12 protein-coding genes are annotated in these 23,893 nt (G+C 36.7%); all 12 read right to left on the reverse strand.

Annotated features, from left to right (window positions below):
• Positions 1–38 precede the first annotated feature (38 nt).
• Complete coding sequence (locus tag ACY10D_RS07510) at positions 39–5,354, reverse strand: beta-ketoacyl synthase N-terminal-like domain-containing protein (protein WP_487000137.1); 5,316 nt, start codon at positions 5,352–5,354, stop codon at positions 39–41.
• Positions 5,347–11,832 (reverse strand): amino acid adenylation domain-containing protein, encoded by a 6,486-nt coding sequence (locus tag ACY10D_RS07515; RefSeq protein ID WP_487000138.1) that lies wholly within the window; start codon positions 11,830–11,832, stop codon positions 5,347–5,349. Before ACY10D_RS07515 ends, ACY10D_RS07510 begins: the two co-directional genes overlap by 8 nt.
• A gap of 34 nt (positions 11,833–11,866) precedes the next feature.
• Positions 11,867–13,369: a response regulator gene (locus tag ACY10D_RS07520; RefSeq protein ID WP_487000139.1), complete on the reverse strand. Its 1,503-nt coding sequence runs from the start codon at positions 13,367–13,369 to the stop codon at positions 11,867–11,869.
• A gap of 152 nt (positions 13,370–13,521) precedes the next feature.
• Positions 13,522–15,456 (reverse strand): SpoIIE family protein phosphatase, encoded by a 1,935-nt coding sequence (locus tag ACY10D_RS07525; protein ID WP_487000140.1) that lies wholly within the window; start codon positions 15,454–15,456, stop codon positions 13,522–13,524.
• Positions 15,453–16,658: a phenylacetate--CoA ligase family protein gene (locus tag ACY10D_RS07530; protein WP_487000141.1), complete on the reverse strand. Its 1,206-nt coding sequence runs from the start codon at positions 16,656–16,658 to the stop codon at positions 15,453–15,455. The genes ACY10D_RS07525 and ACY10D_RS07530 overlap by 4 nt, the downstream gene beginning before the upstream one ends.
• A 5-nt stretch (positions 16,659–16,663) precedes the next feature.
• Positions 16,664–17,977 (reverse strand): hypothetical protein, encoded by a 1,314-nt coding sequence (locus ACY10D_RS07535; protein ID WP_487000142.1) that lies wholly within the window; start codon positions 17,975–17,977, stop codon positions 16,664–16,666.
• Positions 17,955–19,166, reverse strand: coding sequence for a hypothetical protein (locus tag ACY10D_RS07540; protein WP_487000143.1), 1,212 nt, complete (start codon positions 19,164–19,166; stop codon positions 17,955–17,957). Before ACY10D_RS07540 ends, ACY10D_RS07535 begins: the two co-directional genes overlap by 23 nt.
• A complete protein-coding gene (locus ACY10D_RS07545) occupies positions 19,163–19,975 on the reverse strand; it encodes a TauD/TfdA family dioxygenase (protein WP_487000144.1) in 813 nt (270 codons plus the stop codon). Before ACY10D_RS07545 ends, ACY10D_RS07540 begins: the two co-directional genes overlap by 4 nt.
• Positions 19,976–19,978: 3 nt before the next feature.
• Positions 19,979–20,365, reverse strand: a complete 387-nt coding sequence (locus ACY10D_RS07550; protein ID WP_487000145.1) for an ATP-binding protein — start codon at positions 20,363–20,365, stop codon at positions 19,979–19,981.
• Positions 20,362–20,670, reverse strand: a complete 309-nt coding sequence (locus tag ACY10D_RS07555; protein WP_487000147.1) for an STAS domain-containing protein — start codon at positions 20,668–20,670, stop codon at positions 20,362–20,364. Before ACY10D_RS07555 ends, ACY10D_RS07550 begins: the two co-directional genes overlap by 4 nt.
• A 361-nt stretch (positions 20,671–21,031) precedes the next feature.
• On the reverse strand, positions 21,032–21,949 hold the full coding sequence (miaA, locus tag ACY10D_RS07560) for a tRNA (adenosine(37)-N6)-dimethylallyltransferase MiaA (protein WP_487000148.1): 918 nt from the start codon (positions 21,947–21,949) through the stop codon (positions 21,032–21,034).
• A gap of 19 nt (positions 21,950–21,968) precedes the next feature.
• On the reverse strand, positions 21,969–23,699 hold the full coding sequence (locus ACY10D_RS07565; protein WP_487000146.1) for a SurA N-terminal domain-containing protein: 1,731 nt from the start codon (positions 23,697–23,699) through the stop codon (positions 21,969–21,971).
• Positions 23,700–23,893 lie beyond the last annotated feature (194 nt).

The raw sequence follows: 23,893 nt of genomic DNA on the forward strand, positions 1-23,893 counted from the left end.
TTTACGATGAGGATATATGATCAAATACTAATAAAACATCATTCAACTTCCAAAAACCACCAAGACCACAACATCGGTAATAAAAAAATATCAAGCACTAAAATAACAATACCTACTATGCTTGTTATCACCGCTAATGGGTTACTTTGAGTCCATTCACTGATCCATGTGAATAGCTTAAGCATCATATTCTCTTTTAAGTCACTAATAACTTGCGCTGCCAACTTGCGCGCGTTTTGTTCATTAATAATACTTAAGTGATCGCCACGTGCTTTTTTAACCCGTAACCTTGACGTATAATTCAGCCAGCCATTATCCTTATGCTTACCATTCTGAATATGATTTTCATCTAGAATGACCGCTTTATACAAGGTAACGGGAACTGTAGATTGTTCTTTTGGTCTATATGCAAGGTTTAACTGCATCATCGACCAACTCGCTGATAACACATTGTTGCTTGGTAAAGACTGTGACCGATAAAGCTCAACATTATAGTTAAAGAACATACTGTTAAAGGTATCTTTATTATAAAAGCACTGCGCAAATATCACCCATGTATCAAGCATAATTACTCGACTTACTGCGTAACCCAACCGTTGTAACTGAAGCGCTATTTCATAAGCTATCGTGCCGCCCATAGAAGCGCCAATTAAAATATACTTACCCTTTGGCTGTATTTTCAAGATTTCCTTAAGATAAATACCTGCTAACGTCTCTAAAGACTTAACCTTTAGCTGATCTGGCTTATAAATATTGATATTTTGCAAGCCATAATAGTTATGCGTTACTGGTAACTCCCTAATAAGCGGCATATAACACATCACGGTTCCACCCACTGGGTGAATAAAAAAAACGTTCTGTTCAGCCTGATTATCCATCAACATTAAGGTTATGCTTTGAGTTTTATCTACTTCATTAATAGCTTCAGCACAATTGCCATTATCGCCACTATATACAGCAATTTTTGTTACCGTGTTGTTTTGAACAATATCTGCAAGTGAAATATTGATATTTAATCGCTTCTGCAAGTTAGAGATTAACTGTATTGCTAATAAAGAATTCCCGCCAAGATCAAAAAAACTATCTTCTATGCTAATCGCTGAAATAGCCAATACTTGACAGAAAATCTCCGCGATTCGTCGTTGTATATCACTGCATGTTTCATATACCGTCACACTACTTGACTCTGACGTATTCAACCTCCCTACACTGTAAGCCTGATATTTTAATTGTTTAAGGTCATATTTCGAGAAAACAACTTGGTTAGCGCCCAAACAAACTGCATTATCAATTGCAGTGCTGATTTCAGATGACTTAATGCTATTAAGGCTGAATAACTGCGGCTTTTGCTCCTTGTTGATGAAATCATACGCCATACCAATATCAGATACTTGATTAAAATTAATCGTTAAAAATCGCCCAACACCTTGATGCTGCCTATATGAAAGTTCGTCCAAATACGAATTTGCCGCAGCATATCGCCAATTGCCATAACTTGGCACAATACTCGCTAATGAAGAGCAGGCAATAAAATAATCGCTTGCTATAAAGTTTACTAATGATAGCAAGCCGATTGTACCGGAAATTTTAGGAACAGCTATCGCTTGCGCATGCTCTATATCTACATTTTTAATCGCACTGTGAGCTGCCACTCCTGCTGCATGCAAGAGCAAAAATAAGCAATCGATCCCTTTATCTTTCAGTTGATAAACCAATTCAGCGATTGGGTCTTGACCAATATTAAAATTAATATAATAAATCTGATTATTATTGGCGTTGTGTCGTAGATCATTCAATCTTGACAATGCATTGCCTTTAAGCTGCTCTTCCTTTTTTCTACCAATAAGTACAATTCTGGCATCTGATGCTTGGTGGCAAATTGTCTTTGCAATACTATAGCCCACACCTCCTAACCCACCGGTTACTAAGTAATTTGCATTACTCCTGCAAAATAATGACGTATTATCTAAGCCTTGAAACTGTGTCTGTGCTTTCTCATAGCTTAATCGCCAAACCTTGCTAAAACGCAATGCATAAACATCTGACTGCTTTTGAAGCGTCTCAATGATGTCAATATATTGATATAAGCCGCGCGGGTCACTCAAAGCCAAATCAAGATGACAAGCTGATACATTTGCATTTTCAATGGGCATCGCCATACTAATGTTAGGTACAATCGATGGGTAATCCACCAAGTTTTCCTTATCCACTACGTCATAGTTGTCATAGGTGATTGAAATAAACGTATGCTGCTTTGAAATTTTTCGATAAATATTGTTGAAAACATGTTCAAAGACATATATTTCATCTATTTGATGAGAAGAGAAATAGAAACTCTGTGATGTTAGCTCATAGAATTTTATAGCGTTTAAAAATGAGATAAACAACTGCATATGAGCACTATTATCTATATCCATATAACACGCGTTTTTCTTTCTTTTGAACTTACTGCCTTTTTGCAGTATCAAAAAAACAACATCAAAATTTCTACGTTCAAGCTCAGCCAAAAACGCTTTTGCTTGCTGAAGATACCTTTTGCCATTGACAATAACAAGCGTTTTACATTTTGATTGAATAGCATTGACTTGTTGCATCGCCATGCTTTGCCAAGAACGTAGATAAAACATATCATCATTTGTGCTTAGCTTGCATTTGACACGCTTTTGGCTTAACGCAATCCAATGAGTATTCTGCTCAAATTGATAATACGGCAGATTAACCACATCTCCAATCTTAGGTTGTGAGACAAATTTAACTGGATATCCATAAGCCCATAGCCTTGCTGCCAATTCGGCCTTGGTTTTCACACCCAAACGATTGCTATGCTCTATATTTGCTTTTGCAACAATTTTAGCTGATGGTAATAAATCTATACTTATAAGTTGCCGAGCAAAGTCATCTTCATGTGCTTGAACAAAGGTTGTTAAAGCATTGCCAACGCCCACTTCAATAAACACGATCTCCTCAGCGATTGAGGTGATCGTTTGTATACTTTTACTAAATTGTACAGGTCGGCGAATATGCTCCGCCCAATACTCAGCAGAGGCAACCTCAGCTCCTGCTTTTAAACCACTTATATTGGAAATGAATTCACGTTTTGGCAATGAAAAGCTCATCTTATCAATCGCTTTTCTGTATTTTTGAGCTGCCTTATCCATTAATTTTGAGTGGTATGCATGAGAGGTTTTAAGTACTGAACTTGATACGTCAAGTCCATCAAGGTGCTCTTTAAGTGCTATGATTTTCTCTTTCTCCCCTGAAACCACACAATAATTTGGGGCATTAATTACAGCAATCTCACACTCATACTGATCAACAATTGCTTTGACCTTATCCTCTGCCAAATTAATCGATAACATAGCGCCAGTAGGCATTTGCTGCATAAATTCACCTCGAAGCAATACAACCTTAATTGCATCTTCAAGTCTCATCACTCCAGATAGAACTGCAGCAACATACTCCCCAATACTGTGACCAATAAAGTAATCCGCCTTTACATCCATTTTCTCTAACACAGTTGCTAGGGCTAAAGATGTCACAAACAAAGCAGGTTGCGCCCACTTAGTTTGATGAATGAGCTCATTATCAACTTGCTTATTGAGTGACGGAAATAAAATGGTCCTAAAATCTTCTTTTATATGTAGATTAATATAACCAATACACTGATCAACAACTTGCTGATAATCACGATCATGTTGATATAAAGAAAGCCCCATGCCTGCATACTGTGTCCCCTGACCAGGAAATACAAACACCGTCACCGCATCGGCAGCGACAGGATGCGATTTGACAACAGACTGTGACTTTAATTGCTCAATAGCGTCTGTTTTGTCTCTACAATTAACTGCTATTCTATACTCAAAGGAACATCTGCGTTTTTGTAAGGTATAGGCAATATCACGCAAAGATGATTTTGACGATGCTAGATACTCGACAAAGACACGAGCATAGCGCGCTAAAGATTGCTTAGTTTTTGCTGTCACTGGCAATATATAACTACCATCTCCCTCTTGAGCATCTTGCTGTGGCAGATCTTCCCTGTAATCTTCTTTCACATATTCCTCTAAAATAACATGCGCATTTGTACCCCCTATGCCAAATGAGCTCACACCAGCCATTCTGCTTTGATCATTATCCTTAACCCACTCTTTCGTCTCATCACTTATCTTAAAAACGGTGTCATCAAGATGCAAATTTGGATTTGCTACATTATAGTCAAGTTGTTTTGGAATAATCGCATGTTTCAACATGAGACAAACTTTAATAAAACCAGCCAAACCCGCAGCTGAATCTGCATGTCCTATATTTGCCTTAACTGCTCCTAACTGGCATCTATGTGCTCGTTTTTTAAGTGCTGTCTCTGTAAAAGCAACATTAAGTGCTTCCACTTCGATTGGATCACCAAGTTTGGTTGCCGTGCCATGACACTCAACATAATCGATATCACTTGAATCAATCGCTGCCATTGTTATTGCTTTTGTAATACAATCAGCTTGCCCTTCGACACTCGGTGCCGTATAGCTTATCTTACGATCACCATCATTGTTTAATGCATAACCCTTGATTATCGCGATAATATTATCATTATCCTTCTTAGCATCTGTTAAACGCTTCAATAAAACCGCCCCTACACCAGAGCCATTGACTGTACCTGATGCCTCACAATCAAACGTGCGACAATGTCCATCCGTGGACATAATCATTCCTTGTTGGTACAAATGTCCAACCTGATGCGGTAGTAATAGACTTGTACTAACAGCCAACGCCATATCACAAGAGCTACTGGCAATTTTTTGACATGCCTCAACTACAGCTGCTAAACCCGTAGAACAAAACATATTTAAATTAATACTTTCACCTTTTAACCCCATATGAAATGCAATTCTTGTTGCCACTGAGTCTTTGCTATTACTAACAACTTTCTCCCATTCATCTACAGTTTCCAACTGTCGCACATCAAAAAGATGGTCATATAGATAAAATGAATTTCGACACCCTCCAACAACAGCTATGTTGTAATTTTGCCTAGTCTTTGCATAACCGGCCTCATCCAACACATACCATACGTGCTCAAGTAGTTTGCGAATCTGGGGATCTAAGGTTTGTGCTTCATGTGCCGATAATCCCCAAAAAAGCTCGTCAAATTGACTAATATTTTCAACATGACCTGACACAGGGATATGATTTTCATCTTGAAGTATGTGCTCAGGAACACCGCGTTCCCGACATTCCTCCTTGGTGAAATACTGAAGTCCTGATTTGGCATTTATGATCATTTGCCAATAGTCTTCAACATTAGCACACCCTGAAAAACTCCCCGCTGCTGCAATAACTGCAATATCCTTATCAGACATAATCCTCAACCTCAGACTTATTTACTTTACTCACTTTACTTGCTTTATTTTGTAGATATTGACTTAAGGCGTTAACATTCGGATACGCAAACAAATCACTTATTTTAATGTCTCGGGCTTCAGCCACTTCAGCTGCTAGCAAATTTTTCAACTGCATAAGCATTAATGAGTTTCCCCCGAGCTCAAAAAAACTCTTATCAAACGGAATCATATTTAACTTTAAACCCAAAACGTCAGCATAAACCTTACAAACCAAGCGTTTAACGCCTTTAGCTGCCCTAAAATCATTGACTCTGGCACCCATAATTATCTTTGGCAAAGCCTTCTTATCAAGCTTACCATTTGTTGTTAAAGGAAATGAATGAATATAACAATATCCTTGTGGATGCATATACTCGGGTAAATATCGAGCAACATGTTCCTGTATGACCATTTCTGATAGAGAAGTAGCTCCACTGTAATATGCTACTAGTATCATATGGCTATTATCTTTATCCTGCTGAGCCAGTACTAAAGACCTATCGATACCATCAATCCTATTTAATACTGATTCGACTTCTGAGAGTTCAACTCTAAAGCCCCTAATCTTAACTTGAAAGTCGTCTCGCCCGATATATTCAATCTCCCCATTTGGCAGCCATTTTGCCAAATCACCCGTTTTGTAAAGTCTATCATAACCACGCCCTTTATCTAACTTGGTCGCAAAGGGATTATCAATAAATCGCTTTTTTGTTTCTGCTGCTAAATTTAGGTAAGCACGAGCTAAACCAACTCCTGCTATATAAAGCTCACCAACTGCACCAATTGGAACTGGGGTACACTGACCATCTAGAATGTAAACTTTAACATTACTCAAAGGCGATCCTATACAGTTAATCTGGCAACGGCTAATTAATTTTCCGCAAGTGTAAATAGATGCTTCCGTGGGGCCATAATAATTGTACAAATTGCACATCTTTGCCCAATATAAACCAACATCTTTTGCGCAAGGCTCCCCCGCAAAAATGACGTTATTAAATGCGTCAGTTCCAACTTGAGGCAAGGTTGATAAAACGGTAGGTGGAATATAAGCTAAATCTATATGATTTCTAATGAAGTAATTGCTTAACTCCACATTGTCCATTCTGATGTGCTCTGAAAGAATATGCAGTTTAGCCCCTTGCAATAGTGCAACCCAAACCTCTGCGACGAAAACATCAAACGTATAAGCAGCATAACTCGTCGCACTCAGTTTATCACTCAAGTAAAAAACACTCATCAAGCTCGATATCGTGTTTACGGTTGATCGATGCTCTATCATAACCCCCTTTGGCCTACCCGTCGTTCCTGAGGTATACATAACATAAATTAGATGATTGCTCTTAATAGCTACATTTAAATTATCACTATCCCCTTGGTAAATACTAACTTGATCTACCATAACAGGCTCAACCTTATCGCTATGAGATAAATAGCCACGCACTTGTCTCAAGTGAGATTGCGTTAGCAACAATCGACAACCCGTGTCATCCAAAATATAAAGCAATCGCTCCTTTGGTACTAATGGGTCAATAGGGACGTATGCACCACCAGCCTTTAACACGGCAATAATAGCAATAATCATTTCAAATGACCGATCAAGACATAATGCAACCAATGTCTCTGGCACCAAACTTTGTCCTGCACTTTCACGATACTTTGCTTGCACAAAGCGCGCCAGTTGATTGCTTTTTTCATTTAACTCTTTATAAGACATGGCATTGCCTGCAACTACTAGTGCAATATTGTTCGGTGTTTTCTTTGCTTGCTCTTCAAACAATTGATGAATCGTCTTATCTTTTGGAAATGATTTATCCGTTTTATTCCATTTATAAATAATCTGCTCATATTCCTTCTTGCTTAACACAGAAAGGTCTTTAATCAAAGTGTCAGGACGATTAACGAGCTTCCGTAAAACATTGTCATAATGCTGTGATATCTGTCTTATTTTTTCCTCTTCAAATATCGCTGTAGCATAATTAAAATGACCTTGGATGTTATTACCACTATCATCAATCAACAGACTTAAATCAAACTTTGCAACTGAATACACATCATGCGCAATGCTGAAATCCCATAGATCAGAAGCCACTTGAAAAGACTCAAATGGTTGCATATTAAACATCACCTGAAATAGTGGATGCGTATTCAATTGTGGCTCTATCCCTAAAGTTTGAATAACTGACTCCAAAGGAATATCTTGATGCATCTGAGCTTCAACAAGTGATTGCTGAGTTTGTTTAATAAACTCTCCAATAGATAAATCCTTATCTAGATATCCACGAAGTGCTACCGTATTGACAAAGCACCCAATAGTTTGATTATAACTGGCATGCTGCCTATTCATCATCGGCACACCAATCACAATATCATCATTCCCTGTATATTTATTTAAAAGCAGATAGTAAGCACCTAACAGTAGCGCACCGACTGTTATCTTTTCTTTTTGAGCTAATTTTCTTAATTTATTTGTCAAACGAGCACCCAAAGTAAACTTAACATTTTTGCCTTGATAATTAATGCTCGCCTCCCGTGGCTTATCCAATGGCAAGTTCAAATTTTCATAACCAGATAACCTCTCACACCAGTATTTAAGTTTTTTGCTGAAATCATCACTGTTTATATAGCCTTGCTGATAATCAACGTAATCACGATATTGAACGACCTTTGCAAGTTTCAAAGTCCACCCTTTACTCAATGCATCATATGCTTCTTTCAATTCATTCAAAAAAATCTTGATTGACCATCCATCAAATACAGTATGGTGCATACTGATCAATATATACATTTGAGACCGTTCCACTCCATGCATAAATTGACTGAAGTAATCATCCTCTACAGTAAAAGAGTACACACCAAATGGCAGCTTACCGGAGCAAGTAAGCGGCGAACTCGCAAGGTTAACCATTTTAAACTTACGCTCTGCCTGACTCGAGCACTGAAATTTTCTAATCTCCCAATCCGTCGTTATTTGGCTTTGTCTTAATTCAGAGGCTGCCAATTGCGGCTCAATACAACATGATAAAATATCATGCCGTTTAATCACTTCACGTAACGCCCTCTCCATGAGATGAAAATCCACCTTGTCTGTCAACGCCAGAAGCATCGGAATATTGTAAATGGCTACTGCAGACTCATTGTATTGCTCTGCCAAATAAATGCCCTGTTGCTCAGCAGATAATCGAAAGCTAATAGTGCTACTGTGATCATCATAAATCGCATTAGATAATACATCACTAGATTTGTTATTTCTCTGCTTAGAAATCACCCTAGCCGCTATTTTGGTTATTGTTGCCATATTCATAATCACAGCTGGTGAGATATCAACGGCCAATATTTTGTTAATTTTTACGGATATGTCGACTGCACTAATTGAATTTCCACCATAACGATAGAAGCTATCATTCATATTTATCTGATCAACAGCAACACCTAAAACATCCGACCATATTTCACATAACGTTTGTTGCACATCATTCTCTGGCAATACTAATTCCTTTTCAGCATCTAAAACATTGGTCGTTACTTTATCCAATAGTGCCTTGCGATCGATCTTACCATTAGCGCTTATCGGCAGATCCTTCACATGAACATAAACACTTGGTTGCATATACTGAGGTAATAAATAGACTAAGTGATTTCTGATAATATCCTCGTTGATGGCTGCATCAGCCACATAGCAGGCAATGACAAGCGTAGCTGGCAAACTCTGTTGATCAGCTGCCTTGTCTTGAGGGTCTTTTCTTACTACAACTACGCATTTGTCAATACCATCTAGTGTAGTTAAGGCGCTCTCAATTTCGCCTAATTCTACTCGCATTCCATTGACCTTAACTTGCGTATCACTTCTGCCAATATACTCAATTTCACCATCGGGTAAAAAGCGACAAAGATCGCCTGTTTTATAGAGTTTGGTATAACCACAACTTAATTCATTTTTTGGCGCAAATGAAGCAAATGGATTGTCAATAAATCTTTCCTTTGTTAATTTCTCATTATTTAAATACCCTCTGGCTAAACCAATACCACTGATATAAAGCTCACCAACAGCGCCTATAGGCTGAAGATTTAAACTATCATCTAGAACATACAGCTTGGTGTTATTGATTGGACTTCCTATACTATTAATGACAGCATAGCCATCACTTACTAACTTTCCTGAAGCATAAATGCACGCCTCAGTAGGACCATAGTAGTTGTACAGTTGACAACACTTCGACCAATATTGTGCACTTTCTTCACTGCAAGTCTCTCCTGCTACGATAATACACTTAAATTGATACCTTCTATCACGAGGGAGCAACGACAGCACAGCAGGTGGTATAAAAGCATATTCGATCATATGATGCTCAAAATACCTAGCTAACTGTACCATGTTTCTACGAATATCCTCAGGAATGATATATAACAAAGCACCTTGTAACAAAGCAACCCATACTTCAGAGATAAATACATCAAAAGAAAAAGCAGCATATGTACTCACACGTGACGCACCCGTCAAGCAATACACATCAAATAGACTATATATTGTATTGATAACAGAGCGATGCTCTATCATAACACCCTTAGGCTGCCCTGTCGTTCCTGATGTATACATAACATACATCAAATCAGTGGCTTTTAAGCTTACCGATACCTTCTGCTTATTACCATTATTGCCATTCACATAAATTGTTTGATCATCGACCAGAACACAATCACAATGTTCCCCTAGCTTCGATAACTTTCTGCGATAATCAAGCTGAGTCAAAATAAGCTTAGCTTTGGTGTCATCTAAAATAAAATCAACTCTTGAATCAGGAAGCATCGGGTCAATTGGTACGTAAGCTGCACCTAATTTCAACACAGCAAGAATTGCTATGATCATTTCTAGCGAACGATCTAAGCAAATGGCTACTAGTACGCAATCTGCCGATGATAAATCATCTATCGATGTATGCCAATAATGCTCTAGAATATGCTGTGCTAATTGATCACTCCTGTCATTTAGCTCCCTATAAGTTAAGCTATTACCCTCAAAAAATAATGCCTTGTTATTCGGCGCTTTACTTACTTGTTGTTCAAATAATTGAACCACGGTATGATCGTCTGGAAAAGCCTCGTCTGTGGCATTCCAAAGCAACATATTTTGGCATTCTTCTTGACTTACAACCGCGATCTCATTAATTGGAACATTAGCACCGTCGCATAACAGCTTTCTCAATAATTCATTGTACTGCTCAATGATATAAGATACTTGCTCTGATGAGAACAAATCATCACGATATTTCAATCGAAAAAGATACTCACCATCAAGTTTCTGATATTCCAATAACAACTCATATCCATAAATATCAACATACCCATCAGCAATTACATGTGATTGACACCCTTCAAAATTCACTGGCATTTTTCTAAGGTTTGTCTGCGCAAATCCTAAGTTTAACTTTTGGTTAGCGTGTCCTTCGAGAACTTCTGCTACGGGTAATTGTGTATGCTTAAGAACGACATCAGCTTCTCTTGTGATCAACTCTACCAATACCTCATTATATTGTCTCACAGCATCTGTAAAGCTTTGAGTATTTTCTCGCGAGACTTTTAACAAGCAGGTATTAATCATTGCACCAAAGTAGCGGTTGCTTTTGGCATTTTTTTCTATCGCAACAGGGTAACTCACATAGCACGAACTACTCATATGTCGCCCCATTAAAACACCCCATGTCAACAACAATAGATTAAATGCTGATATGCCAAACTCATCAATCAGTGCATTAATGAGCGTTTCATTGACTTTGAAAACCTGCATTCCCACGCCAAAATGTTTATGCTCACTTTGCAACACAGATCTCAAATAAGGTAATCTATTGGTAACATTGTCATTTTCTAAATAACGCGCCCAGATATCCTTACTATTACTTGCAACAAGTCTTTTAACTCTCTCTCCTTGCTGATGATAGAGTAGCTGTAAGCATTCTTGCTGTGATTTATTACAATGCTCTTCAATCTTTTTGCTATTTTCACCATTTTTGCTAGCAAAATCATCATTGTAATATCTAGAGATTTCGTCAATAAATTGATCAAATTGACTACCGTCTAATAATGCATGATGAACTACAATAATAAATTGATATTCCGCATCACTCAACCTGACTAAACCAAAGCGACATAAACAGCCTTTCTCTAAATTAAATGGCATTTTGATAAAATCATTTACTTTATCATAATCCACCTCAAGTAATGCTTCACGATCTACCTTAGCATTAGCTTGAGTCCATGTTAACTTACCATCATGATGGGTTAAATGCCTGTTAAATAAAGTATAATCCCTGACAAAACGACTGATTCCGAACGACAAGCGCTTTACATCTAAAGCGCCTTGAATATGATTTCTAAACACAATATTGTAATCATAGCGATCACGGTCAAGCCGATACTCATACCAAAAAAAATCTGTGTAAGGGGACGCAATTAAATATTGCATAACATTCTCCATAACTTACTATTTTACTACTCTTTTACTCTCCACATTGAGCTTCCACGTATCGTGCATTTTCATCAATAAACTGTCTTAGTATTCCATCGATACTGCTTGCAAGTGATGGCTTGAGATATACCTGATCAAAACCATATTTTTGTACTCGCTCATTAGACATCACAAGATCAAAACAATGCCCCGTATTGACAACAATATAGCTATAGGTTAGGTTGCCGATCTGCTCTAAGCTTCTGAGCTTTTTTGCAACCTCAAAGCCAGTTATATCAGGCAACCCTAGATCCAATATAATTAAATCAAACGTGATATTAACCGCAAAATTAAATGCTTCACTGCCATTAACTGCTGTTACAATATTAATGTCAAAACTCAAATCGTAATGTTCCAACAAAACACTAACAAGTTCAGCTAAAGATTCTCTAGATTCAGCATAGTCCTCTACAATCAACACATTGAAACAACCTTGCTTCAAAACCCTTTCACGAACATGTTCTATCTTAAATTTATTCCACTGAGAAAAAATTTGATCAACTGCACCAACTTCATTTTCATCGCTAATAAAAGATACTCCATTCGTCAAAATATTGTTCTTAGCACTTTCATCAAGATCACCGACCACAAATACCAAACAACGATCACTCACTTTCCATGTCCAAGAAGGTATCCTATTGTTGCAAGCTTCCACAATTAGCAAGTCAAAGAAACCACTCTCTAGCTTCGACCAAAATACAAGCTCATCTTCAAACTCTTCAATACTACATACAAAGGGGTTAAAACACTCATTAGACATTAATTCATTGTAATATGCTGAAAAAGCGCCATGATCTGAAACGTATAATAATCGATAATAAAATAAGCCTTGACCTTTATTAACCTGACTTGCAATAACCTTATCTACTGAAATTCGATTTAGTTTTGAACATGACAAACTTAAATCTTCGCTAAATTGATCTACAAGCATTTTGAATTTGGCAAACTCATCCTTCTCACTAGCATCTATTAGCGCTTCATCCTGATCAGCAGCTACTGATGCAACCATGCGTGACTTGTACAAAATAGTTTCCAATAACTGCTTATGATCATTTAATAATTCTTTAAACGTGCTTAATTCAATGACCTCATCTTTAGCATTTTCCAGATCAAAACCAACACTCAACAATCCTAAATTATTACCTTTGCTATCCTTTATGAGCCTCTTTTCCATACTCAACATCAACCGACGCTCGCCACAATCAAGATCAAGAAGATCAACCACCCGAGCATATGATGAACCCAAACCTACGATTGGTGATGCAGCATTTTTTTCGACATTTCCAAGCATGGTATCGTGTAACCCATCTATCAAAATCCCAGTATTGGCATCAAAGTCAACAAAGCGATGAAATAAAATATCCTCTCTAGTAATACCAATAGCAATCTCCATTTCCTTATTACAATCAACCACACGCCCACTCTGATCAAGCAGATAAGCAATGCCACTGAATCCATCCAAAGAAATTACATTACACTGCTTTGTGACACCCATTACGTACTTCCAATATTTGAAACACACCTTGCATGGTTTCACATATACAAACCAAACAATATCCATTAAATGAATTCAGATGTACTTATAATGTGTCTAAATGTATCAAAAATTTCTCCGACACCTACAGACACTGAGCATCGAAAAATGATTTATGAGCGGTATAAGTGATCAACTTCAATATAAATAGCTGACTTATCATCTTTTAATTTCTCATCTTCGAATGCATTAATTGCAACAGCTAAAGACTCTAAATTAAAGGTTGATTGTTGCAATTTCTTAACCAATCTTTCTCTAGAAAACATTCCCTCAATATTGTTTCTTGCCTCAGACAATCCATCACTAAACAATAATATTTTTGAGATTTGATTAAGGTTTATATGGCAATCACTATACGTTTGATTATCAATAATACCTAAAATTGGCTCATAAGTCATATCTTTAGCCAATTCATTGTTATATTTATCTATAAATATAGGCATATCATGCCCTGCAAGCGCGTACTCTACAGTTTCTTTCTCTAAATCAAATTTAATGCAAACCGCCGTTAAATACATTTTCTCGATATTCATTTGTAGTAAATAACGGTTTAGTTTACTCAAAATTTCACTTGGTGAATGTGAGTATTCAGCTAGAATCTTAAATCGCATGAGCGCAAATGTAGCATAAATGGCAGCTGAAAAATCCTTCCCTGTTGCATCTGCTAGGAAAAGATATACTGCATTTTTATTATGAATAATATCATAAATATCACCACTGACATTATCTGCAGGATAATACATGCTTTCAAGTTTTAAGGATAAATCGGTCGTATCAAAAGAAGCTTGATACTTATTTGAAATAAATTTTTGTTGAATGCTCGCTGCTACATTTACCATGGCTTGTTGCTTTGCAAGTCTTTCATCTTGCTCAATTAATCTTAAGACATTCTGCCGCATTGCATGAATACTTTCCTGTAAATGCAGGATTTCAAATACGCTACTCTCCGTAAAAGTTAAAGGCTTAAGAAGCTCTTGATGAGAGCATAATGCCATAGATACTTGTGAGACTTCCGCAATTGGTTGTGTAATTAAACTAATTTTATGACGTAGCTTATATCTTACCAACAAAAAAATAAACACACAGCAAAGCATCAAAAACACACCCCATAAAGCAGCATAATATAATGGAGGCCAAAAATTATATTTGACAATAAAGCTTAACTTTACCCCAAAGTAACTCAGCCTTTTATATAGCGCGCCATTGATATAATGCCAGTGCGTTTCATTCGGATAGTCATCATTGAGTAATGATAACTTATCAATCACTTCAGGCATATCATGATTAATAGCTGGTTTAGCACTCGGTTGTGGTAAAAGCTTATATATTTCAATATTTCTATGTGCTAGAGAAGGATTAGAAACATAGTAAAAAGTGATATATCGATCTGAGCTATTATTCAACTGGATGATATACTGCCTTAACTTTTGAAATAATGCTGCCATAGAAACATCAATCACACCCACACCTTGGATAGATTGCTTGCCTTCTTTATCGATCGCATGAATAGGAAAGGCAAAGCTCATCGTATAGCCATTATTTATCATTATATTTCGCCCTGGGGAGTCAAAAACCGGACGATCAGAAGAGATAACTTGCTTAAACCATGGTCTTTCATAATAATGCGTATGATACTGGTGATATACTTTATTCAAATCAACATCTGCTGTATGCTGCTGATCATTTAAGGATAAATAAAAACCATGCTTACCAAATTCTGGCGCTTGCGCATATCCAAAACCCGCAATATTTGGAATTGATGAGTACATAATTTGCATAATACTTTTTAGCTTAGGTAAGAAATCATTCCTTAATTTAAGGTTATAAATATATGAATCTAACCAACGAGCGCTAAGCTTTAAATTAGACTCAATAGTAGCACTCATCTGTGATAATGCAAACGCATTACTCGTAATATCATCCTTTTGCTTTTCAAACTGAGCATAGAAGCAAGCTGAAGATAGCGCACAAGATAACAAAACACTTAACAAAATCACATAAACAATCATATGTTTATAAAAGTACTGATAAAGTGTCCGCAATTTCATGCTTGACGATAATCAACTAATTTAATCACCTTTTGACTAAGAGGTGACTTAATCATTTCATCAAGTGAAACACAGGCTAAACTTATTTCAATAGCCTGTTTATACTTAGCAATATTTAGTAATTTCTCTAGCTGTTGCTGTAGATCTATTATTTGCAGATCTGATATATCCTGTGCTAATAGATTAAAATGAATTTGTTCAACACTAGAGTTCATTTTAAATGATTGAACCACCTGCCAGTCAACATAATGTGTTAATAACGCATCAATTCGACTTAGCTCAATCTGATCATCACCAAAAGATAGCCAACGTTGTGAGCGCCCTTTTAGCTCGAGTACATGATACTTTTCCCCCGCTATTTGACGGTGCGTAACGCGCCCAACATCACCTAAACTATAACGAATCACTGGAAATCGCTGACGTATCTTATTACTCACAATCACATCACCAAATCCATCATGATTGAGGTTAATAATTTCAACCTGACAGATATCATCAACAATAATAAATTCATTTTCTGATAAATGTTTTGCATTATGATAAGCCCAAGGACCGGTTTCTGCTGATCCATATAACGAGTATATTTCAGGATTGTTAAATGCTAAATTTATCTTGTTTAACTGTGCTGGATATAGGGCATTTGTTGCATACCATATACGCTTAACGCAGTTTCGCACGAACCCATTACTCAAACAATAATTAGCATAATCAGCCAATGTGACTGGGGGACCAGCCAACATATCTGGTTGAAACTCTTGGACGAATTTATCAATCTCAGCATTTGTGCAATTAGAGCCGATGGGCAAAGCAGTAACATTTGCCAAGGAGGCTAGTTCATTAACAAGCTCTAACGAGCGGTAGAGTTTGGTTCCAGTAAAGAGATTGGCGATTAGATTGCAATTACCCAATACGCCAACCTCTTTTTTTGCTAGCCACTGACTCATTACTTGGCGTTGTTTTTTGTTTTCATCTATATCATAAGGAAAATACACACTTTGCGAATTGACCGACGTTGAACCACCTGTTGGTGACCAATATACGCCTTGCCAAAATGGATGTTGATAGCCATAAAGTGCTTTAAAATATTCAATGGTTTTCTCATAATCAGCTTTAGCTAATATGGGACATGTCTGCAAACTATCAACGATACAATCTGACATATAACGATAAAATACATTTTCATTAAGCCACTGATGTGACATATTTATTACCCTCTTTTAAATTTGAATTTTGAAACACATCTAAAATAAATTAAAGCGATTGCTAAACTAGCCAAGATATATACAACAATATAACTTACAGGAGTAATCCAATGGTAATTCAAGATCGCAATCACAATCCCTGCCAACACATAAACACCATAAGATGTCATAATGGCGTAGTTCACATGCTTAAAACTTCTCAAAATATAAAATAATGTTTGCCGAATAAAATCTGCACCAACTAATAATAAAATCAGATACACTTCTTGTCGCGCAATAACCAAGCTTTGCCCTGATAGCGAGAAAACATCAGCAAATATCGAATATAGAAAAACTATTGCTACAGCTGCCACGATTAACATATAACGTACACACGCTTTTAAAATAAAATACATAAGTGTGACAAAAGCTTTTCTTGAACGTTGAAACACTGGATTTTTTGGCAAAATGATCATTACCGCATTGGCAAAACCCGTTATCCAAAAAGATGCCAACATAAAAAGCTGTAAACTAACCTGAACTGCCAATATATACGCATGATTATGATGCAACGTAAACATAATAATCAGCGCACTAAACATAGCGTCTGAAGCGTAAACTAATGCGACTTTTAAGCCCTGATAAATAAACCGAGCACTTATAAGAAAATCATGCAAATGAATACTAAAAAAGGCAGACTTATCAACTAACAGAATATTCTTTTGATAAGCATAAATAGATAAGTGCCATACATTATAAATGAAAGCACACAATACACCTATTGCAAAACTAACAATACTAAGCTGTGGTAGTATAATGTAGCAAATAAGCGTAATAATGACCGATAAAACGAATGTTATCACATTGGTAAGTTTAATAATTGCTGTATGGCCATGCGCCAATAGCATATAGCGCAATGCACTGGCATAAATAAAAGGAATAAATGCAATTGCATACGTCATCATAAATACAAAATTTAATGCTGATAACTTATCATAAGCGTTCATAACAACACATAAAGCAGACAAAAACACAATAACTAATACACTTAATATAAAGCATATACGACGATAATTAGCCGTTTTTTCTTGTTGCTCTGCTGTTGTTTTCAAATGACTAAAGTCAGAACCTATTAGGCTTAATATCCCAAAGACAATCATATTAACTACCATAATAATTGCCAAGGAGAATGCCAGTGCTTGAACAGCCTCGCTAGAGATATGTGTTGCCAAAATTGTCGCAAAGAAATTCCTACCTGCTGAGAACACATTCACAAAAAATATGGCCCAGCTAATATGTGAAATCTCCTGAGATACTTTACTGATACGATGGGACAACAATCATTCCCCCTCTAGATACTGCGATAATTTTTTGTGCTGATGCACGGAAAAATCCCGATCCACAAAACTGCCCATTTAGACTTAAAATCATACCCACAACGTAACAGTCAATCATTTGCCCATCGATGTCAATTTCGAGTTGTTTTTGCTTTAAGAAAGGCTGAGCAATATATTGTTCCGGAAGATTTTCAACGACTTCAGCTAATCGTTTAACATCGGTATCTGCACCAATATACATCCCTTCGCCCTTACCACTTAGGCATTTCTTTAACACCCATTGTTGAGGATTTTTAAGTACTTGATCTGCTACAGTAGATAACGAATACGTCTTTATAATATGCTTAGCTAACAACGCTACCTCATGGTCTGCTAAGTATTTTGATATTAGATTCTCATTACTTAACAATGAGAAAAATCTCTTATCATGCACAAGCAATATAGTGCGAATATCATTGACATAATTAGCCTGCTGAATAAGTGCCTCTAACACATCTGGCGCGAAATCATCTAATTCAGACTGCAACAGTTCAAATACGATTTGCTCGCAATGAGCACCATTAGCGTACAGCTGACCTTGATTAAGCGATAAATCATTAGGACAAATATTATAAACTGTATAGTCATTGTTTTGCATATATTGTGCCAATAAGTTCAAATCATAACCACGCTCACTATCACGTAGTAAAAATAATGGTTTCTTTTGATCAAATCGACTCAAATAACGCGCCAGAATATCATAATCTTGTTGTGGATTTTTGTGCTTTTTAAAGAATGCTTGAGCAATCCAGTGAGCGCCAATAAAACCATTTGCAGTAAAGCGCGCATTTATCTCACAGAGTTTAATCTCTCCTGTTTCAGAAATAAGAAAATCAGGGCGGATTGAGAATATACGATATGGCTTTTGATTAGCAAGCTCAATAAGTTTTAAATGTTTGCTTGGTAATGGCAGCTTTTCGGATATATCTGTATCAATAAGATAGTTTTCAACAATTACTTTAATTGCTTTTTGCAGCACCTCATGCACCATGCTAATCTGACGCTCAAGTGACTGATCGCAAGCCAATAAATAAGGACTAATACGAGTGCCGTAGTGCTCAAGGGACATTTTCTCTTGTATTAAATCAATAAGTCTTTGATGGTCACACGCCCTAATGTCAATGTTATAATGCTCAGGAATTAAATGTTTCATTTGATCTGCTCTTTGTACTTATCAAACTCAGTAAAAAATCGAATACGCATCAAATGACGCAAGGGATCGTTGATGGTTGTTCTAGCGTGCAAATAGCGACGATTATCAAGTATAAGTATCTGACCATCTTTAAGCTCTAATGTACGATTTAAAACAGGTGAATGACATAAACGCTCAAACTCTGCTAGCGCTTTTTTTAACTCAGGCGTCAATGTCTTTTCATTAATAATCTCTTTCCTATAACGCACGTTAAAGTTTCTATCGATAATCTTAGCACTAATTGATTCAACACCGCGCTTAAACTCTGGCGGAACAATGATATCAACCGCTTCATTTTGTAAAATATCAAGTGACTCTGGAGTTAAGTGCTGAATCAATGTCGAACAGTCTACCAATAGATTCTTACCACCACCATGGCGATCATGTCTAACACAATACAGTCCAAAATAATCGGGAATCGTCTTTTCATAAGAGCAATCAGTATGCAATACAAATTCATTGAGTTTATGTGAGCGTGCGAGCTTTTCTTTGCCTGAATCACCACCTTGTTTAATATGCCATACAGCATCCTCTCCTGTGCTATGCGTATGAGGACTACCTAATAATTGAACAATTCTCTCAAGGCTTTCAGAGCTTTCTTCTTCATAACCTAATGATATCACTAGCACACCAACTTTATTTAAAATATATTTATACAACCCTTCAGCAATAGGTTGATCTTTAAAGTCTAGTGATTGATAACACATTTTGGGCAAACGAATTGCCTGACTGTATTGATAAACTTGCTCAATATCGATTACATGCGACATAAATTATTCCTCTATTTTAATATTTAAATGATTAAGCTTATTTTCTCTTTTATAATTAATCTGGCTTGCTAAAGACCTCACCAATAATAATCCCCGACCACGCAGTGCACTCACATCTGCTGTGGCCTTTTTTATTGCTGCTGCAATGTCAAAAGCTTCAGTGTTGTCAATGACCGTAATTTCAATACATTTATCATCAAGCGCTATACAGACATCAACTGATAATTCGTCCACGCAAGCAGTATGAGTAAAAATATTTTCCACCAATTCTTCTAAGATTAATCTAACTTTATAAAGACTTTGAGCATTCAGCTTATCTTGCAATTGACGCATTATTTTATTGAATTCAGCATCACGATCAGATTGATTAATGATATTTAATTTAATCAATTAACAACCTTAATTACTTTATTCAAAAGCCCTGTGACTTCAATAATATTTAACACCATCCCATTAACATTAATTAACTCTAATGTGCAGCCCTGCTTTTTAAGCACTTGCACTAGCAAAATGAGTGAGCTTAATCCCGCACTACTAATATAACTCAAAGCAGTACAATCCATTCTTGTTACTGTGGTTGCATTTGTAATTAAGCCTTGCATATCTTCATCAAACTGACTGCTGGTATAGGCATCTAACTCCCCATTGAGCACAATGATTAATTGATCATTTGCCTTGTGGCTTTGAATATTAATTTTTTTTTTTCACTTTAATCCCCATTTTTACAAGAATATTATTTGCATTGGCTAATTATACGAATATAGAAAATATAATCAACAAATATTAAATAAAAATTAAGTAAGAATATTTAACTTACTTAAAACTTAACTTGATTATATAACAACCAATGAAAGATTGACAAATATCATATATATTCAATTACAACAAAAATTTTATTTACATCCAGTAGAGATACCTATGAGCATCATCCATGGTACTCTGTCTTTGATCTATAGATTATTCATGATCTATCTTTCTGTATAGGTTTCTAAATTTAATCATTTGATAAAGTTTGATGTAGTATTTATTTTAAAAGCAATTCCTGACAAACAAATCTCATACGAAAAACCGCAATGCTTGACCAAGCTTTTTACCAAATCCTAAATTAGCATCAATCGTAAATATCGGTTGATGCCAGTTACGAATCCACGTTAACTGGCGTTTGGCTAGCTGGCGTGTTGCTGCAATGCCCTTGGCAACAAATTCATTATAATCATACTCACCATCAAGATATTGCCATGCTTGACGATAACCGACACTGCGCATCGATGGCAGATCCGCATGCATAAGTTCTAGTTTTTTAAGTCCTTCAACTTCTTTTAAAAAACCATTATCTAGCATTTGCATAAAGCGCTTTTCAATCATCTGATGCAAATATTTACGATCATTTGGAACTAACGCGCATAGCTTAAGTGATTGACCTAAACCACCCTCTTTGGCATTTTCAGCAATAACATGCGAGTAAGGTTGATCAGTAAGTAATATCACCTCAACGGCACGCTCAATTCGCTGTTGATCATTTGGATTAAGCTTGTTTGCTGTGAGAGGGTCTTTGTGCATCAAGAAGTCATACCAATATGCCAAATCTTGGAGCTTTATGGTGTCACGCACTTTATCATCTGCTTCAGGTAGCTTAGATATACCTTCTTGCAATGCTTTAAAGTACATCATCGTGCCACCTACAAGCAACACTTCCTTGTTACGTGCATGAATCTCTTGGATCAATCGCTTAGTATCATTGATAAAATCATTGACCGAGTAATTAAACCACGGCTCGATAATGTCAATTAGATAATGGACAACACCATTCATTTCCAAGAGATTCGGCTTAGCTGAACCAATATCTAATCGCTTGTACACCAAAGCCGAATCAACACTGATAATTTCAGCATTCATCTCTTTGGCAAGCTCAATGGAAAGAGACGTTTTTCCTGAGGCAGTCGGGCCTGCTAAGGCATAGACTTTTTTTGAAATAACAGACATGGAGAAATAATTATTGAATCAGTTGATGATTAATCTCAACTTTATATTGTTTCTTTAATGCAGCCAAATAGTCATTTAGCTCGATATTGCTATAGTTGTTTTGCAGCACTTGCATTGGCAACTCATCGGTGCCATCAATGACTTTTGCTACTTCATATACCCAATATGATTCACCATTCTTTGCCAATTTGTATGACTTCAAACCATCGCTGAAAATAGCTGTTTTTAAGTCTTGGTCGAGAGTGAAGTCACTGCGTGAAACGGTTTCGGTTTTTGCCTTCACCGTTTTGACTTCTTTTTTATCTTGTAAAGCTTTAAGCGCATCTTGTGCTGCTTTTTGCGCTTGCGCTAATGACTCTGTGGCAATATACGCCGTTTTGACCTTATCTTTAACCTCAGCAAAGCTTAAGGTATGTTTCGGAATCATCTTGTCAACTTTATAGATAATGCCATCGGTTTGACCTTGAGCAATAAAGCCTTGCGCTTTGTTGTGATCAAATACCGCCTCTTGTAATTTGGCATTGCCTTCAACATTTGCACTTGTCGTCTTTTTATCAAATGCCTTTGTCGTGGTAGGCGTTAATTTATTGGCTTTAACGACTTGATCAAAGCTATTGCTATTAATACTTGTTAACACTTCATTAAACTTAGTCAATGCCGCACGATTTTTAAGAATCTTTTCAATCACAGGCTTTGCTTCTGACAATGACATTTCGGCAGGGGCTGTGATTTTTGTTAATTTAACAAACTCATTATCTGATGTTTCTTTGACAGGTGATTCAAGCGTTAAATTAAATAACGCAAACTGCGCAAAGCCTGAAGCATCTGCTTGTGATAATGGCTTTATTTGTTCAATTTTAACTTCTTTTAACTCATCAGCGGTTAATGCCTTATTGGCTTTAAGCTTATCAGCAATTGCTTTACTGTCTTTAGCTTTTTTATCAATCGTGATTGTCTCACCAGCTCTTAACTCAGGTGACATAAGCGCATCTTTATTGGCTTGATAATAGCTATTGATTTCACGCTCAGATACTGGCTCTTTGCTCACAAAGTCCTGAGATGATAATTTGACATAAGATACAACCGCTTGCTCAATCTGCTCATATTGCGCCTTGTGTGCATCATAATAAGCTTGAAGCTCCTTGTCTGTTGGTTTGATCTTACTGGCATAATCTTTTGCCGCAAAATCATAATAAGTCACTTCGCGCTTTTGTCCCATTAATGCACTTAGTGTTTTTTGTTCATCACTTAACACAAACTCACTTTGCAATAGCGGTGTCACAATACTTGAGGTCAAAAGGCTATTGGCGATAAGCGCTTTAATATTGCCGGCACCACCATATAGCTTAGCCAACTCATCAAAACGTTTAGCTGAGTATTGTCCATTTTCAATAAATGCCGGATTTTGGAAAATTGCAGTGGATACCGCAGATTGTGTAATGGCAATATGCGATGCCGTAGCATCTTGTTGCAACAATGCTTGATCCACTAATTGATTTAATGTTTTCTCTTGTAATGCTTTTTGATCAAGTGAAGGCTGTGCTTGCATATTTTGCGACAAGCTTTGTTGATAGCTATTTTGCGAGATTTGCACATCACCTACTTTTGCCACAGATTGAGGTGAAACGCCACCTGAGACAAAAAAATAACTAATACCTGTTAATACAAAAACCGCACTCACTGCGATGATGATAATCCACGTAATCCAACCTTTAAATTTATCATTAATCGATTGCAACATATGACACTACTACCTACTTCCATTGAGCTTAAAATTAAGTTGTCACATCTTAGCATGGGATATACCGCTCGTGAATCATTTTGCGGTGTTTAATAGTGAAAACAAAAAAGGCATGCTAAAAGCATGCCTTTAAATATATGGTGGGTGCTGAGGGGATCGAACCCCCGACCCTCGCCTTGTAAGGGCGATGCTCT

This window comes from Cysteiniphilum sp., assembly GCF_057495195.1.